Source organism: Agrococcus casei LMG 22410 (assembly GCF_900163565.1).
Taxonomy (GTDB): domain Bacteria; phylum Actinomycetota; class Actinomycetes; order Actinomycetales; family Microbacteriaceae; genus Agrococcus; species Agrococcus casei.
Window position 1 is genome coordinate 43245 of the sequence record NZ_FUHU01000041.1, and the last position, 14953, is coordinate 58197.

Here is a 14953-nt window from a genome sequence, read left to right on the forward strand (position 1 = left end):
TGCGCCACTAGCTCAACGGATAGAGCATCTGACTACGGATCAGAAGGTTGGGGGTTCGAATCCCTCGTGGCGCGCGAAATCCCCGTTCTCCACAACGGGGATTTTTCTTTGCCCTGAATGAGGCACAGCACCTCCGATTCTGCGCACGGCGAACCCCGGCTTCGGCAAGCCTTGCCTTCCTATCAAAGCCGCCCGCAAAGGCCTAGGCTTGAGCCATACGCTCCGCCGCGGCAGGGCAAGCAGCACTCCGCAGCGGTGTTTCGATTCGCCTACAAGGAGGACTCATGGCTGACACGCATCCCTACACGGTTCCCGGTCTCTCGCTCGACAAGGGCCAGGAGATCAACGCGATTCTGCAGGATCGCCTCAACTCGATGAACGACCTGCACCTCACGCTCAAGCACGCCCACTGGAACGTCGTCGGACGCAACTTCATCGGCGTCCACGAGATGCTCGACCCGCAGATCGACCTCGTGCGCGGCTACGCAGACGAGGTTGCAGAGCGCATCGCGGCCCTCGGCGGCTCGCCGATCGGTGTTCCCGGTCGCAGCGAGTACGTGCACAGCGACGACGTCTACGACGTTGACCGCGCATCCACGCAGAACCACCTGCAGGCGCTCTCGAAGGTCTACGAAGCGGTCATCATCGACAACCGCGACGCCATCTCGGCCACCGGCAAGCTCGACCCCATGACCGAAGACATGCTGGTCGGCCAGACGCGTGAGCTCGAGAAGTTCCAGTGGTTCATGCGCGCACACCTCGAAGACGCAGCGGGCGACATCCCCAGCTGACCCAGCGGCGACAAGCGAGACGCCCCGCGAGCACATCGGCTCACGGGGCGTCTTCGCGTCAGAGACTCGCGGCTACGCGCGCTCGAGGTGCTCCTCGACGGTCGTGCCGGGCAGCGAGACGGTGACGAGCGTGCCCCACGGGTCAGTCGCTGTCACGGTGCGCCCATTGTCGGCGTACTGCACACCCGTGCTGCGCAGTCGGGCGATGAGCGCATCCAGGTCGTCCCTCTGCGGCACCGTCACCTCGACGTTGCCGAGTCCGAGGGCGGCGGCACGCGGGCCGACTCCTGCGCTGTTCCAGGTGTTCATCGCGACGTGGTGGTGGTAGCCGCCGGCAGAGGCGAACAGCGCGCCCTGATACTCCGACAGCGTGGGCTCGAAGCCGATGCCGTCGACGTAGAAGCGCTTCGCGGTCTCGATGTCACCGACCTGCAGGTGCACGTGGCCGACGCGACCCGCGATCGAGGGCCCGGCGTCGACGGTCTCCTGGTCGAGGTGCGACTGCAGGTAGCGGTTGGGGTCGAGCCAGGTGGTGTCCATCATGATCTGGCCGCGCTCGCGCGTCCATGCCTCGCGGGGGCGGTCGGTGTACAGCTCGATGCCGTTGCCTTCGGGGTCGGTGAAGTAGAACGCCTCGCTCACGAGGTGGTCGCTCGATCCGACGAATTTCGAGAGCGGATGCTGGGCTGCACGATAGACGGTCGCGGCAAGTGCCGGGGCATCGTCGAAGAGGAATGCGGTGTGAAACAGACCGGCGTCACGGGGGCTGCCGGCGGGCAGGTCGGGCGTGTGCACGAGGCGCACCATGGGCGTCGTGCCGCGGCCGAGCACGCGGTGGGTCTCGGCGCCGCTGGAGCGCTCGTCAAGCGGCTGCATCGCGAACGAGTCGGCGTAGTACGAGGTCATCTGCTCGAGGTCGCCGACGCGAAGCGTCACGGCATCCATCGAGGCCTGCGCGTAGATCACGCGGCCGTCAGCTGCAGGGGTGGTTGTTGTCATTGGGGCACCTCAGGGGAGTTCGTCGGACTGTTGCATGAGACAACCGCGCTGCCCGCCAGAGTATTCCGGTTTTTAACTACTTTGCCAGACCCGACGCCGGAACCCGCTCGCTCTCACGCACCGGGGACGGGGGAGTGCCATCGCCGAACGGAGAGCCTCCGAGGGATGCGCGATCATGCTCGTCAAGCCAGTTCGCCAAGTCGGGGCCCGCGGGCATGATGCGGGTCGGATTCACGTCTTCGTGGGTGATGTAGTAGTGCTGCTTGATCTGCAGGAAGTCGATCGTGTCGCCGAACCCGGGCGTCTGGAACAGGTCGCGCGCATAGCCCCACAGGTTCGGCATCTCGGTCAGCTTCTGCCGGTTGCACTTGAAATGCCCGTGGTAGACGGGATCGAAACGGGCGAGCGTCGTGAAGAGCCGCACATCCGCTTCTGTGATCGTCTCACCCATCAGGAAGCGACGGGATGCGAGGCGCTCCTCGAGCCAGTCCATTGCGGTCCAGAGGCGGTCGTAGGCGTCGTCATAGGCCTGCTGGCTGCCGGCGAACCCGCAGCGGTAGACGCCATTGTTCACCTCGGTCAACACGCGAGTCATGACATCCCACATCTCGTCGAGCTGGTGCTCGGGCAGCAGATCTGGAGCGCCCTCGCGGTGGAACTCGCGCCACTGCGTCGAGAAGTCGAGGGTGATCTGCGGGTAGTCGTTCGTGACCACGCCGCCGGTCGGCACGTCGACGATCGCGGGCACCGTGATGCCGCGGGGGTAGTCGGGGAAGCGCTTGAAGTAGTTCTCCTGCACGCGCTCGGTGCCGAGCACGGGGTCGCGGCCGCCCTCGTCGAGGTCGAATGTCCAGGAGCGCACGTCGTGCACGGGGCCGGGCAGCGCGAGCGAGATCGCGTCTTCGAGCCCGAGCAGACGCCGCACGATGACGGTGCGGTTCGCCCACGGGCACGCGCGGGCGGCGACGAGACGGTAGCGGCCGGGTTCGACCGGCCAGGCCTCGGCGCCCTCTGTCAGGCCTGCGCCGAGCGAGCCGACCTTCGACTTCGGCGGAGCCGGCATCGCGCGGATCGCGTCGGGATCAGCGACGATGCGGTCTTCGATGTAGTTCGTGTCGCGGCTGAACTCGCCGCCCGTCACGTAGGCGCCCTTGGTGCTGAACTCGTCGGCCATGTCTGCCTCCTGTTGTTGCCTCCACGCTATCTGCGCCGTGCGCATCTGACGAGTGCCTACTCGTGAAAGACCGTGTGCACCGGGATGTCGCCGAGCTTCGAGCGGCCGCCGAGGGCGTCGAGCTCCATGAGCGTCGTGATGCCGACAGGCTCGAGCCCGAGGCTGCGCGTGAGCGCGACCGAGGCGGCGAGCGTGCCGCCGGTGGCGAGCACGTCGTCGATCAGCAGGATGCGCGTGCCAGCGGGCACATCGGCCTGGATCTCGACGGCTGCAGTGCCGTACTCGAGCGCATACTCCTCGCGGCCAGCGGGTCGGGGCAGCTTGCCCTCTTTGCGGATCGGCAGCATGCCCTTGCCCGCCAGGCCCGCGGCGACGCCGCCAAGCACGAAGCCGCGTGCCTCGACGCCGGCGATCACGTCGTACTGGCCGGCGAACGGCCGCAGCATCTCTTCGACAACAGCGCGCAGCGCACCCGCGTCGGCGATCAGCGGCATGACGTCACGAAAGGTGACGCCTGGCTGCGGATGATCGGGGATCGAGACGATCAGCGACTCGGCTCGCTGGATGGCGGCAGATGACACAGTGGGCTCCTCGGGTCGGGCAGGCTCCAGATTATCGGTCAGCGAGAGCTGTCGGCGCTGGCCGCGAGCGGGTGAGTGCTCCTTTCTCGGTCGTTGAGGGATTCCGCGTCAATTATTGTCGCGGCGCCGCTGAGCGACCGAGAAAGCAGCACCCGGGTCAGCGTCGCGGGCGAGCGCTGTGAGCAGTTCGCGCTCCTCGGCGGAACTGAGTCCCGATCGCCGGGCCCGGTCGACCCCTCGGGCGACTTCGTCGGCGAGCGATCGCTCGATCGTCTCGTGCAGGGGCCGCAGGGTGCCGCCCGCCTCGAGGTACCGCCGGTTGCTGCGCTGTGTGAGCCCGGCATCCGCTGTCGGAATCCACAGCGGCAGCGAATGAGGTCCTGCCCAGTAGTTGACGCCGTGCTTGACGAGCCAGGCGTCTTCGGCGGTCACGAGGTCTGCGTCAGAGCGCACTGCCTCGAGCGCTTGGGCGAAGAAATCAGCCATGGGATGCACATCGCCGACAGCGTTCACGATGCCGGTGCGGCGCTCGCGGCCGGCGCGCACGAGCCACTCGGCGAGGTCTGCCACGTCGATGACCTGGACGAACCGCGACTGTGTATCCGGTGCCAGCACGGCGCCACCGCGCTGCAGGCGGGCGGGCCAGTAGCCGAACCGGTCGGTCGGGTCACCGGGGCCGACGATGAGGCCGGGCCTGACGGTGAGCAGCCGGGGGCGATTCTCTCGGCCGCCGAGGGCCGCAGCTGTTGCCGCTTCTGCCGCGGCCTTGGCGTGGCCGTAGTCATCCATGTCAGTCGGATGCACGAGCGCGGCAGTCTCGTCGGCGAGGGGCTCGTTCGGGCCCAGGGAATCGTTTGAGGCATAGACCGACACCGTCGACACCAGCGTCCAGTGGGCGGCATGCCGGGCGAGGGCATCCAGCGCCGGCTGCACGAGCTCGGGCTCGTAGGCGAGCTCGATGACCTCGTCCCAGTCGCGCTGCAGCGTGGCGTACGCGCCGGGCTTCCGGCGATCGGCCTGCACGAACTCGATGCCGGCAGGAGCCGCACCGGATTCGCCTCTGGCAAGACACGTCACACTGTCGCCGGCTGCGACCGCGAGCCGCGCGATCTCGCGCCCCAGCCAACCGGTCCCACCGAGAATCAATACGCGTCGCATGGATTCAGTCAACTGCAGAACTGCTTTCCGCGCGCTGACGTTCGCTGTCGGCGCTGGCCGCGGGCGGGTGAGTGCTCCTTTCTCGGTCGTTGAGGGATTCCGCGTCAATTATTGTCGCGGCGCCGCTGAGCGACCGAGAAAGTCGCGTCGGTGATCAGAACCGCGGGCGGCTCGCACGCCGCAACCAGCTCACAGCGCAGTCGGTGTCACAGCCCTGTGGTGGTCGAAGATCAGCTTCGTGTCGGTGTGGGCGACGGCCTGGCTCGAGCTGAGGGCATCGAGCACGAAGTCGCGCACGTGGTTGCTGTCGCGTGCCCACAGGTGAATCAGAAAGTCGTCGCTGCCGCCCAAGAAGTACAGCTGCGCCACTTCGGGTCGCACGCGCAGGGTCTCGGCGAACTGCTCGAGCCCGCTGCGGGCACGGGGATGGATGCGCACGAACACGAGCGCCTGAATCGCGCAGCCCAGCGCGGCAGGGTCGACGTCTGCGGTGAATCCGCGAATCACGCCGCGGTCGCGAAGTGCCCGAACGCGGCTGTGACAGGCCGACGGCGAGAGGCCGACGCGCTCGGCGAGCGTGGCGTTCGGCAGCCTCCCGTCGCTGCGAAGCTCGTCGACGATGGCGCGGTCGGTGGGGGTCAGCTGCGTCGATTCTTCGGCGGGACGCTGGCGCAGAATGCTCATATCGAACATTCTGCGGGCATCCGCCCCGAAAGCGCAAGAAGATTTGATGATCAAGCACCAGGGTCGCACGATGCCCCACGATGACGTATGTAAACAGCGTTAGTCACGATCACAAAGGAGTCGATCATGCGTGTTGGAGTTCCTGCCGAAACGAAGAACAACGAGGGCCGCATCGCCCTCACCCCCGCCGGAGCGCACGCGCTTGTCGAACGAGGTCACGAGGTGCGAGTGCTGGCCGGCGCCGGCGTCGCATCGGGCTTCAGCGATGACGAGTACCGCGAGGCCGGTGCCATCATCGTCGACACGGCCGAAGAGGCGTGGGCCCAGGAGCTCGTGCTCAAGGTCAAGGAGCCGACTCCTGCTGAGTACGGGTTCCTCACCGACAACATCCTCTTCACCTATCTGCACCTCGCGGCCGACAAGCCGCTGACCGAGGCGCTCATGGCCGCAGGCACGACCGCAGTCGCCTACGAGACGGTGCAGCTGCCCGACCGCAGCCTGCCGCTGCTCAACCCGATGAGCGAGATCGCAGGCCGCCTGTCGGCGCAGGAGGGCGCGACCCACCTGAAGGCGACCAACGGCGGACGCGGCATCCTGATGGGCGGTGTTCCGGGAACAGAGCGCGCCAACGTCGTCGTCATCGGCGGCGGCGTCGCGGGCGAGCACGCAGCTGCCACGGCACTCGGCATGGGCGCCGACGTCACGATCATGGACGTCTCGCTGCCCCGCCTGCGTCAGCTCGACTCGCTCTACGGCCGTCGCATCAAGACGCTCGCATCGAACTCGTACGCGCTGGCCGAGCAGGTCGCCAAGGCAGATCTCGTGATCGGCTCGGTGCTGATCCCGGGTGCGGCTGCTCCGAAGCTCGTCACCGACGCGATGATCAAGACGGCCCGCCCCGGCGCGGTCTTCGTCGACATCGCGATCGACCAGGGCGGCTGCTTCGAGGGCTCGAAGGCCACGACGCACGCCGACCCCACGTTCAAGCTGCACGACGCTGTCATGTACTGCGTGGCGAACATGCCGGGCGCGGTTCCGGCGACGGCGACGGCTGCGCTGACCAACACGACGCTTCCGTACGTGCTCAAGGTTGCAGACAAGGGCTGGGAGGCGGCGGCGGATGCTGACGCAGCACTCGCACTGGGTCTCAACGTCGCAGGCGGTCAGGTTGTCAACGAACCCGTGAAGGTCGCGCTGGGTCTGTAAGCGCGCATCCGCCCAGACGGCAGAATGCCCCCGGAGTCTTCTCCGGGGGCATTCGCGTCTGTGTGTCGAGCTAGACGAGCTTCGCCGAGGCGAGCACGATCTCGGTGCCGGCGAGCGCCTTCGAGACGGGGCAGCCCTCCTTGGCGGCGTTCGCGATCTCTTCGAACTTGGCCTGCTCGATGTCGGCGACCTTGGCCTCGACCGAGAGGCGGATCTCGGTGATGCCGCCCTTCGAGATGTCGAAGTCGACCTCGGCCGACACTGCGACCTGCTCCGACTTGAAGCCGGCGTCGTGCAGCTCGTTCGAGAGTGCCATCGAGTAGCAGGCCGAGTGAGCGCCTGCGATGAGCTCTTCAGGAGTGGTCGATCCGCCCTCTTCGGCGCGGGCCTTCCAGGTGAACGAGTGCTCGGATCCCGAGCTGAGCTTCGCCTGGCCGCTGCCTTCAGTCAGCGATCCGTTCCAAACTGCGTTGGCCTTGCTGGTTACTGCCACGGGTTCCTCCTTGATTGCCGGTGGTCCCGTCTGTGACGGGCTCTGATGCCAGCCTATGCAGGCCGGGCCCGGCCCGCCATACCGTGTTCGCCTTCGGCGCATACGAGCGGATGCGCGGCTGAACAGTGCAAGACTTGTCGGCATGACTGCAAAGCCAGAAATCGACGCACCCATGGGCCCCGCGCCCGAAGAACTCGTCATCGAAGACATCACTGTCGGCGACGGCGCTGAGGCCAAGCCCGGCACCACCGTCTCGGTGCACTACGTGGGCGTGACCCACTCGGGCGGCGAGGAGTTCGACGCCAGCTACAACCGCGGCGAGCCGCTGCAGTTTCCGCTCGGCGTCGGCATGGTCATCGCCGGCTGGGAGCAGGGCATCGAGGGCATGAAGGTCGGCGGTCGCCGCAAGCTCACGATTCCTCCGCACCTCGCGTACGGCGAGCGCGGCGCAGGCGGCGTGATCGGGCCCAACGAGGCGCTGATCTTCGTCTGCGACCTCATCGGCGTCAGCTGATCTGCACCTCTTAGGCGTCAGCCGGCACGATGCCGGCGGTGACGCTCCAGCGGCCCGGTTCGCCCTCGAGGCGGACCGAGGCCGCATTCGGTATTGACTGCGTGCGCTCGCCCGTGAGCAGGTCGACCACGCTGCGGATCAGCGTGCCGTGGGCCACGATGAGGAGTCCGTCGATCGGATGCTCGGTCGCGGCGAGGTCGATGGCTCTGAGCGCGCGCTCCTGCAGGTGCTCGAACAGCTCGACTCCGGGTCCGACCCATTCGCCGCCGACGCTGTACTGCTTGCGTGCCTCGAACACGTTGAGGCCCTCGACGACGCCGTACTGCCGCTCGGCGAGGTCGTCATAGGTTCCGAGCATCGGCAGGCCGAGCACGTCTGCGATGATCTCGGCCGTGACGCTCGCGCGGTCGAGCGGTGAGGCCACGACGCCTTCCCAGAGGTCGCCCTCGTCGCGCAGCCGTTCTCCGGCTTCCTGAGCCTGGATGCGCCCTCTGTCATTGAGCGGAACATCCGTTGCTCCCTGCACGCGCTGGGCGGCGTTCCAATCGGTCTGGCCATGTCGAACGAGTGCGATTCTCACAGTCGCCAGCCTAGGCGACGCGCGGTGAACAGACTCTCCACAGGCCCGCACTCTGCACAGTCTTGCAGCGCCGGTGCCTGGGCGCGCATCCGTGTGCTCGAATGTTCGCATGGCACACACGACCTATGAATCGCCGATCGGCACGCTCACCCTCGTCGGAGACCGCGGGGCCCTCGACGGGCTCTTCATGCCCGACCACTCGCCCGCGCCCGACACCACGCGGTTCGGCGATCGCGACGACGCAGCCTTCGAGCACGTCGTGACCCAGCTCGATCAGTACTTCGCGGGGGAGCGCACAGCGTTCGACGTGCATGTGCGCGCTGAGGGCACCGAGTTTCAGCAGCGCGTGTGGCAGGCGCTGCGTGAGATTCCGTTCGGCGAGACCCGCACCTATGGCGAGATCGCGGCGCTCATCGGCAGTGCAACGGCGGTCAGGGCCGTGGGGCTCGCGAACAGTCGCAACCCCGTCTCGATCGTCGTGCCGTGCCATCGGGTGATCTCATCGAGCGGCAAGCTCACGGGCTACGCTGGTGGCATCGAGCGCAAGCGGACGCTGCTCGAGCTTGAGGGCGCCCTCGAGCCGGCCATCACCAGCACCGAGGAGCACAGCAGACGTGACGACGATCGCAAAGGTTGACCGAGGCGGATTCATCGAGTCGTGGCACGAGGGCCTCGCGGTGCTGCTCGACGAAGACGGCGGTGTCGTCGAAGAGCACGGCGACGTGCACGGCCAGCACTTTCTCGCGCGCTCGAGTCTCAAGCCGCTCTACGCCGCCGGACTGCTGGGGCAGGGTGTCGTCATCGAGAATGAGCGTCAGCTCGCGCTCGCGTGTGCCTCGCACGGTCGCCTCGCCATACACTCGAGCCTCGCCGCCGACATGGCTGCCGCGCTCGGCGTCGACGAAGACGAGCTGCAGTGCCCCGTAACCGAGTCGCGCGACGACAGCGAGGCAGGCCGCTTCGCGCACATGTGCGTCGGCAAGCACATCGCGATGGTTGCCGCGGCGAAGCAGCAGGGCGGAGCCGACGACTACCGCAACGCTGAGCACCCCGTGCAGCAGCGACTGCGTGCGGTTGTTGCTGAGCTCACCGGTGATGAGGCGCAGGCGTCAGTGGCAGACGGATGCGGTGCACCCGTGCACAGCACTACCGCGGTCGGTCTTGCGCGTGCGTATCGACAGCTTGCGGTTGCCGGTGGCTCGAGCGTCGAAGAGGAGCTGCTGCGTGCCGGACGCGCGATGATCAGCCACCCCGAGGTGATCGAGGCCGCCGGCAAGCCCGACACCGTGATCGGCTCGGTGTTCTCGGCGATCTGCAAGTTCGGCGCAGAGGGCACGGTTGCGATCACGCTGCCGACCGGCGTCACCGCTGTCACACACTGCTTCGACGGAGCACGCCGTGCAGCCACGGTCGCGGCACTCGACATGCTCGTGCGCGCCGGCCACATTCCGGCGGATGCGGTCGAGCAGAACGCAGAGGCGCTCGAATTGCGTCACCCCGGTGCGAAGGTGATCTCAGCCCTCGCCTGAGCTGTAGTCGAAGGCTGACGAGTGATGCCTCCGGTGGTTGAGGAACGGCGCAGCTGTGTCTCGAAACCCCTCAGCCGAACATCTTGCCCGGGTTCATGATCCCCTGCGGGTCGAACGCCGACTTGATGCGCTGCTGGAGCGCGTACTGCGCATCCCCGAGCTCCTGGCGCAGCCAGCGCGCCTTCAGCACGCCAACGCCGTGCTCGCCCGTGAGTGTGCCGCCGAGGGCGATGCACTGCGCGAAGACCTCTTCGGCAGCGGCCCACACTGCCTCGGTCGGCTCGGCTTCCGGAAACACGAACGACGGATGCAGATTGCCGTCGCCGGCGTGCGCCACGTTGGCGATCGTCACGCCGTGGCGGGCACCGATCTCATTGCAGATCGAGAACATGTCGGCCATGCGCGATCTCGGAACCGCGACGTCCTCCACGAGCACCGTGCCCACGCTCTCCATCGCAGGCATCATCTGCCGGCGAATCTCAGCCAGGTGCGCGGCGCGCTCGAGGTCGTCGGTCTGCTCGACCACGCCGCCGAACGAGCGCAGCATCTCGGCGGCCGCGTTCGCGGTCTGCTCGGCGTCGTGGTCGTCGGCCTGCACGAGCACGAAGGCGCCCTCGAGGTCGGCGCCCGTGTACTGCGCGAGCACGCTGAGCCCGACGCCGCCGACGAGTTCCATGATGGCGGGGCGGATGCGCGCTGCAGTGATCGCAGCGCACGCTTCAGCGGCCGTGCGCTCGTCGGTGAACTGCGCGCCGATCGTCCACGGTGTGCCCGGCACGAGCGGGCGCAGCTTGAGCGTTGCCCCGACCACGACGCCGAGGGTTCCTTCGGAGCCGATCATGAGCGACGTGAGGTCGTAGCCGGTCACGCCTTTGACGGTGCGGCGACCAAGGCGCAGCAGCTCGCCGCCGGGCACCACGACGTCGAGACCGAGCACCGCTTCGCGGGTCACGCCGTACTTCGCGCAGAGCAGCCCGCCGGCGTTGGTCGCGATGTTGCCGCCGACCGAGGAGATGGCCCGGCTCGCGGGGTCGGGCGCCCACCACATGCCGTGCTCTTCAAGGGCTGTGTTGAGATCGGCGTTGATGATGCCCGGCTCGACGACCGCGAGCTGGTCGTCGGCGTTCACCTCGAGAATGCGGCGCATGGCAGCAACCGAGAGGCTGATCTCGCCGCCGCCTGCGATGGCGCCGCCGGCGAGCCCGGTTCCGGCGCCACGGGTCACCACGGGGATGCTGTGTGCCTGGGCGATGCGCAGAACCGCCTGCACATCCGCGACGCTCTGTGCGTCGACGACTGCCAGGGGGAGCCCGTCAGCGACCTTGCCTGACCGGTCGGCAGTGGCTGCGCGAAGCCGATCGTCGTCAGTCGTGAGGGCGCCGTCGTTCAGCGCCTCGGCAAGTTCGTGCAGCGCGTCGGTCGTCACAGTTCTCCTCCTGTTCGCAGGGTTCGAAGCCCGCGTTCGAGTCTAGGCGGGGTGCTCTGCCGCAGCCTCGAACGCCGGCAGCGCACGGTTCTCGAAGTGCGTGGTCAGCACGAGCGACGACGAAGTTCGCACGGGAGTGGGATGCGCGGCAATGCGATCCAGCACCCGCTGCAGGTCTGCGTTCGAGGTGGCGACGACGCGGCAGAACACGTCGAAGTCGCCCGAGACCGTGTGCACTTCGGTCACCTCGGGAATGCCCGCCAGGAACTCGCCGAGATTCGCATGCCCGGCCCCCTGCTCGACTCGAACTGACACGAATGCTGACACCGAGTATCCGAACTTCGTCGGGTCGAGCCGCGGTGACAGCGACGAGATGGCGCCTCCGTCGATCAGCTTGTCGAGGCGCGCCTGCACGGTCGCGCGCGCGACGCCGAGCTGGCGGGATGCCTCGAGCACGCTCATTCGCGGATGCTCGGTGAAGAGCCTGACGATCTTGGCGTCTGTCGTGTCGATCTTCATGATGCCTGCAACTCTAGACAATATGTCTGGTCAAAAGTCAGAATCAGTGTGCATGTTGTGCAATGTGCATAGCACTCAGGGTGCAGCTTGTCAGTGTCAGTGGCTCGCCGTAGCGTGGTGGCGATTCGCAGCAAAGGAGGCCTTGTGCCTGTTCCCCCGTCCTCAGCCGCGCAGCCTGCGCAGCTCTGGCCGCCGCAGAACGGCGTCACTGTCGACGTCGAGACCCTGCGCGGCCTGGCCGAGCGCATGCTCGTCACCCGAGTTCTCGACACCGAAGCCGTGCGCTGGCAGCGCCAGGGCATCCTGCCCGCATTCCCGCCCGCCATCGGGCAGGAGGCGGCGCAGGTCGGCAGTGCCATGGCACTCGACCGCGCTCGCGACATGGCCTTCATCACCTACCGCGACCACGGCGTCGTGGTGGGGCTCGACAGCGATCTGACCGATTACATGGGCAGCCACCTGGCGCTCTGGAACGGCGGATTCGCAGACCCGAACAAGGTGCGACACTCGCCTCTGCAGGCGGTCGTCGGTGCGACAGCGCTGCACGCGATGGGCTGGGCGTACGCGCAGAAGCTCGACGGCACCGGCGGCGCGGCCATCGCGTACTTCGGCGACGGAGCATCGAGCCAGGGCGACGTGCACGAGGCCATGAACTTCGCTGCGGTCTCGAAGTCGCCCGTCGTGTTCTTCGTGCAGAACAACGGCTGGTCGCTCTCGACCCCGCTCGACCTGCAGGTGGCCGGCGGCAGTGTCGCGGCCCGCGCATCCGGCTATTCGATGCCGTCGATGCGCATCGACGGCGACGACGTGGGTGAGGTGTATGCGGCAACGCAGATCGCCCTCGAGCACGCTCGCGAGCACGGACCGGTCGTCATCGAAGCCTTCACCTATCGCCGCGGCCCGCACGCCACGAGCGACGACCCCAGCCGATATCGCTCGCTCGAAGAAGAGCGCGCCCTCGGGCCCGACCCGATCGACGTGGCGCGACAGCTCGTCGCCGACGAGGCCTGGTGGGCCGAAGCCGAGCAGCGTGCAGAGCAGGCGGTCGACGCAGTTCGCGTGCAGATGCAGAGCCCCCGCACGATCGACGGCAACGACATGTTCGACTACGTGTTCCAAGAGAAGACGCCGCAGCTGGTCAAGCAGCAGGAGCAGTGGCGAGAGGAGACCGACCTTGACTGAGCAGCTCTCGACCCAGAAGGCCATCAACACGGCACTGCGCGAGATCCTGGCAGACGACGCCAAATCGCTCGTGTTCGGCGAAGACGTCGGCAAACTCGGCGGCGTCTTTCGCGTCACCGACGGCCTGCAGACCGAGTTCGGCGCACACCGCGTCATCGACACACCGCTGGCGGAGTCGGGCATCCTCGGCATGGCGGCCGGGCTTGCCATGGCGGGCCACAGGCCGATTCCCGAGGTGCAGTTCGACGGCTTCGCCTACCCGGCGATGAACCAGATCATCTCGCAGATCGCCCGCACCAACTACCGTTCGCGCGGCGCGACGCCCATGCAGATGGTGCTGCGCATCCCCAGCTACGGCGGCATCCGTGCGCCCGAGCTCCACGGAGAGTCGATCGAGGCCACGCTCGCGCACGTGCCCGGCCTCAAGGTGGTCTCGCCGTCGAACCCGCACCAGGCCTACCACCTGCTGCGTCGCGCACACGAGATGCCCGACCCCGTCATGTTCATGGAGCCGAAGTCGCGCTACTGGAACCGCGGCGACGTCGACTTCGAGAACCCCGGCGACCTCGAAGGCTCGCTCGTGGCTCGCGAAGGCGAAGACCTCACGATCATCGCGTGGGGCGCCATGGTCGCTCGCTCGCTCGAAGTGGCAGAGCTCGCAGCCGAAGACGACGTCTCGATCGAGGTCGTCGACGCGCGCTGGCTGAAGCCGCTCGACGAGGATGGCCTGGTCGCCTCAGTCGCCAAGACCGGTCGCGCAGTCATCGTGCATGAGGCGCCGCGCACCGCCGGTCTCGGCGCCGAGATCGGGCAGCTGCTGACCGAGCGCCTGTGGGGCAAGCTCGAAGCACCCGTCGAGCGCGTCACCGGCTACGATGTTCCCACCCCTGCGGGTGACCTCGAAGACGAATACATCCCCAGCATCGACCGCATCCTGTTCGGTGTGCAGCGCAGTTTGGAGTACTGATGGCTGAGCGATCATTTCCCCTCCCCGATCTCGGCGAAGGCCTGATCGAGGCGACCATTCTCGAGTGGCTCGTCGAGCCCGGCCAGTGGGTCGAGCGCAACACGCCGCTCGTCGAGGTCGAGACGACCAAGAGCGCTGTTGAGCTGCCGAGCCCCATCGCGGGAACGGTCAAGACGACGCACGGCGAAGACGGCGACACGATCAATGTCGGCGACACGCTCATCACCTTCGAAGTGGCTGATGAAGAGGCTGGCATCGTCGGAACCGTGCCCCAGGAGAAGAAGAAGGAGCGACGGGTTCGCCTGTCGAAGAAGTAGTGCTGCGCGTCAGAAGTGCCGACGGCACGCGAATCGCGTTGCACGAAGTAGGCGCATCCGACGGCCCTCGGGTGCTGATGCTGCACGGCTTCGCGTCGAGTTCGCAGAGCAACTGGGTTGATGCCGGATGGGGCCGTGCCTTCGAAGAGGCCGGACTGCGCGGCATTGCCATGGACCTTCGCGGCCACGGCGACAGTGACAAGCCGCGCGGCGAGAACGCCTACGAGGTAGAGCGCTTCAAAGAAGACGTCGACGCTGCGCTCGAGTTCATCGATGCCGTGCCCGGCGAGAAGATCGGCTGCCTCGGCTATTCGATGGGCGCTCGCCTCGCGTATCGGTACGTGGGGGAGGAGCCCGGTGTGTTCGCCGCTCTTGCCCTCGGCGGTCTGCCCGCTGGCGAGCCGTTCGAAGACATCGACCGCCAGATGGCCGACGCCGCGCTTCGCGGCGAGGTCGAGCCGACCGGCGGCACCGAGTTCGTGGTGCAGCTGGCCAAGATGCTGCCAGAGGCCGACCCCACGACACTGCTCGATCTCGCCTTCGGAGTCGCACGCACGCCGTTCGACCCGAGCGTGCATCCGCCTGTCTCGCCGACCCTGTTCATGACCGGTGACAAGGACGACCGCGCTGACGACACCGAGACAATGGTGCCGCTGCTCGACGACGCGAGGTTCGAGCCGATCCCCGGCCGCAACCACATCAACGCGATCACCTCGCGCAAGTTCAAGGCGGGCGTGATCGAGTTCTTACAGTCGCATCTCGGCTGACGCTTGAGCACGCAAGAAGGCCGGACGAGGATTCTCGTCCGGCCTTGTCCCTTGCACCAGCGCTTG

18 protein-coding genes and 1 tRNA gene are annotated in these 14953 nt (G+C 67.2%); 10 read left to right on the forward strand and 9 right to left on the reverse strand.

Annotated elements, in window-relative coordinates; translation table 11 throughout:
• Window position 1: 1 nt before the first annotated feature.
• Both CZ674_RS10040 and CZ674_RS10045 read left to right on the forward strand, forming a co-directional pair.
• A tRNA-Arg gene (locus CZ674_RS10040) sits at window positions 2-74 on the forward strand.
• A gap of 210 nt (window positions 75-284) precedes the next feature.
• Window positions 285-791 (forward strand): Dps family protein, encoded by a 507-nt coding sequence (locus CZ674_RS10045; protein WP_086992388.1) that lies wholly within the window; start codon window positions 285-287, stop codon window positions 789-791.
• A 72-nt stretch (window positions 792-863) separates the two neighbouring features.
• Here the strand turns inward: CZ674_RS10045 and CZ674_RS10050 are convergent, their stop codons facing one another.
• The 5 genes from CZ674_RS10050 to CZ674_RS10070 all read right to left on the reverse strand — a co-directional run bounded on the left by CZ674_RS10050 (window position 864) and on the right by CZ674_RS10070 (window position 5387).
• Window positions 864-1790 (reverse strand): VOC family protein, encoded by a 927-nt coding sequence (locus CZ674_RS10050; protein ID WP_086992389.1) that lies wholly within the window; start codon window positions 1788-1790, stop codon window positions 864-866.
• 76 nt (window positions 1791-1866) lie between these two features.
• Window positions 1867-2964, reverse strand: coding sequence for a glutathione S-transferase family protein (locus CZ674_RS10055; protein ID WP_086992390.1), 1098 nt, complete (start codon window positions 2962-2964; stop codon window positions 1867-1869).
• A 56-nt stretch (window positions 2965-3020) separates the two neighbouring features.
• Window positions 3021-3545 (reverse strand): adenine phosphoribosyltransferase, encoded by a 525-nt coding sequence (locus CZ674_RS10060; protein ID WP_086992391.1) that lies wholly within the window; start codon window positions 3543-3545, stop codon window positions 3021-3023.
• Between the two features lie 108 nt (window positions 3546-3653).
• Window positions 3654-4703, reverse strand: coding sequence for an NAD-dependent epimerase/dehydratase family protein (locus CZ674_RS10065; RefSeq protein ID WP_086992392.1), 1050 nt, complete (start codon window positions 4701-4703; stop codon window positions 3654-3656).
• 189 nt (window positions 4704-4892) lie between these two features.
• Complete coding sequence (locus CZ674_RS10070) at window positions 4893-5387, reverse strand: Lrp/AsnC family transcriptional regulator (RefSeq protein ID WP_086992393.1); 495 nt, start codon at window positions 5385-5387, stop codon at window positions 4893-4895.
• A gap of 126 nt (window positions 5388-5513) precedes the next feature.
• Between CZ674_RS10070 and ald the strand changes: the two genes are divergently transcribed.
• Window positions 5514-6593 carry an alanine dehydrogenase gene (gene ald, locus CZ674_RS10075; protein WP_086992394.1) on the forward strand — a complete coding sequence of 360 codons (1080 nt, stop codon included), beginning with the start codon at window positions 5514-5516 and terminating at the stop codon, window positions 6591-6593.
• 70 nt (window positions 6594-6663) lie between these two features.
• Here the strand turns inward: ald and CZ674_RS10080 are convergent, their stop codons facing one another.
• A complete protein-coding gene (locus CZ674_RS10080; RefSeq protein ID WP_200810087.1) occupies window positions 6664-7086 on the reverse strand; it encodes an OsmC family peroxiredoxin in 423 nt (140 codons plus the stop codon).
• A 142-nt stretch (window positions 7087-7228) separates the two neighbouring features.
• Here CZ674_RS10080 and CZ674_RS10085 point away from each other — a divergent pair, with 142 nt between their 5' ends.
• On the forward strand, window positions 7229-7600 hold the full coding sequence (locus CZ674_RS10085) for an FKBP-type peptidyl-prolyl cis-trans isomerase (RefSeq protein ID WP_086992396.1): 372 nt from the start codon (window positions 7229-7231) through the stop codon (window positions 7598-7600).
• 10 nt (window positions 7601-7610) lie between these two features.
• Here the strand turns inward: CZ674_RS10085 and CZ674_RS10090 are convergent, their stop codons facing one another.
• Window positions 7611-8180: a histidine phosphatase family protein gene (locus CZ674_RS10090; protein ID WP_159456957.1), complete on the reverse strand. Its 570-nt coding sequence runs from the start codon at window positions 8178-8180 to the stop codon at window positions 7611-7613.
• 109 nt (window positions 8181-8289) lie between these two features.
• On the opposite strand from CZ674_RS10090, the gene CZ674_RS10095 reads away from it, so the two are divergent.
• Window positions 8290-8817: a methylated-DNA--[protein]-cysteine S-methyltransferase gene (locus tag CZ674_RS10095; RefSeq protein WP_086992453.1), complete on the forward strand. Its 528-nt coding sequence runs from the start codon at window positions 8290-8292 to the stop codon at window positions 8815-8817.
• Window positions 8795-9709, forward strand: a complete 915-nt coding sequence (locus CZ674_RS10100; protein WP_159456958.1) for an asparaginase — start codon at window positions 8795-8797, stop codon at window positions 9707-9709. The genes CZ674_RS10095 and CZ674_RS10100 overlap by 23 nt, the downstream gene beginning before the upstream one ends.
• Before the next feature lie 70 nt (window positions 9710-9779).
• Here CZ674_RS10100 and CZ674_RS10105 read toward each other — a convergent pair whose 3' ends face one another.
• Together CZ674_RS10105 and CZ674_RS10110 are read right to left on the reverse strand one after the other, a co-directional pair.
• A complete protein-coding gene (locus CZ674_RS10105) occupies window positions 9780-11135 on the reverse strand; it encodes an FAD-binding oxidoreductase (protein ID WP_086992399.1) in 1356 nt (451 codons plus the stop codon).
• Window positions 11136-11177: 42 nt separating this feature from the next.
• Window positions 11178-11654, reverse strand: coding sequence for an Lrp/AsnC family transcriptional regulator (locus CZ674_RS10110; RefSeq protein ID WP_086992400.1), 477 nt, complete (start codon window positions 11652-11654; stop codon window positions 11178-11180).
• 144 nt (window positions 11655-11798) lie between these two features.
• On the opposite strand from CZ674_RS10110, the gene CZ674_RS10115 reads away from it, so the two are divergent.
• From CZ674_RS10115 to CZ674_RS10130, 4 genes are read left to right on the forward strand one after another with little or no spacing between them, the layout of a single operon-like run.
• Window positions 11799-12836, forward strand: a complete 1038-nt coding sequence (locus tag CZ674_RS10115; RefSeq protein ID WP_234988548.1) for a thiamine pyrophosphate-dependent enzyme — start codon at window positions 11799-11801, stop codon at window positions 12834-12836.
• Entirely contained in the window at window positions 12829-13803 is a 975-nt protein-coding gene (locus tag CZ674_RS10120; RefSeq protein WP_086992401.1) for an alpha-ketoacid dehydrogenase subunit beta, read from the forward strand. The genes CZ674_RS10115 and CZ674_RS10120 overlap by 8 nt, the downstream gene beginning before the upstream one ends.
• Window positions 13803-14120: a biotin/lipoyl-containing protein gene (locus CZ674_RS10125; RefSeq protein ID WP_086992402.1), complete on the forward strand. Its 318-nt coding sequence runs from the start codon at window positions 13803-13805 to the stop codon at window positions 14118-14120. The genes CZ674_RS10120 and CZ674_RS10125 overlap by 1 nt, the downstream gene beginning before the upstream one ends.
• A complete protein-coding gene (locus CZ674_RS10130; RefSeq protein ID WP_086992403.1) occupies window positions 14120-14887 on the forward strand; it encodes an alpha/beta fold hydrolase in 768 nt (255 codons plus the stop codon). The genes CZ674_RS10125 and CZ674_RS10130 overlap by 1 nt, the downstream gene beginning before the upstream one ends.
• Window positions 14888-14953: the final 66 nt, after the last annotated feature.

Bases quoted from the DNA above. Each gene is read 5' to 3' on its own strand.
- CZ674_RS10055 (WP_086992390.1), bottom strand. From the start codon at position 2,964: ATGGCCGACGAGTTCAGCACCAAGGGCGCCTACGTGACGGGCGGCGAG.
- CZ674_RS10085 (WP_086992396.1), top strand. From the start codon at position 7,229: ATGACTGCAAAGCCAGAAATCGACGCACCCATGGGCCCCGCGCCCGAA.
- ald (WP_086992394.1), top strand. From the start codon at position 5,514: ATGCGTGTTGGAGTTCCTGCCGAAACGAAGAACAACGAGGGCCGCATC.
- CZ674_RS10110 (WP_086992400.1), bottom strand. From the start codon at position 11,654: ATGAAGATCGACACGACAGACGCCAAGATCGTCAGGCTCTTCACCGAG.
- CZ674_RS10095 (WP_086992453.1), top strand. From the start codon at position 8,290: ATGGCACACACGACCTATGAATCGCCGATCGGCACGCTCACCCTCGTC.
- CZ674_RS10125 (WP_086992402.1), top strand. From the start codon at position 13,803: ATGGCTGAGCGATCATTTCCCCTCCCCGATCTCGGCGAAGGCCTGATC.
- CZ674_RS10070 (WP_086992393.1), bottom strand. From the start codon at position 5,387: ATGAGCATTCTGCGCCAGCGTCCCGCCGAAGAATCGACGCAGCTGACC.
- CZ674_RS10050 (WP_086992389.1), bottom strand. From the start codon at position 1,790: ATGACAACAACCACCCCTGCAGCTGACGGCCGCGTGATCTACGCGCAG.
- CZ674_RS10065 (WP_086992392.1), bottom strand. From the start codon at position 4,703: ATGCGACGCGTATTGATTCTCGGTGGGACCGGTTGGCTGGGGCGCGAG.
- CZ674_RS10045 (WP_086992388.1), top strand. From the start codon at position 285: ATGGCTGACACGCATCCCTACACGGTTCCCGGTCTCTCGCTCGACAAG.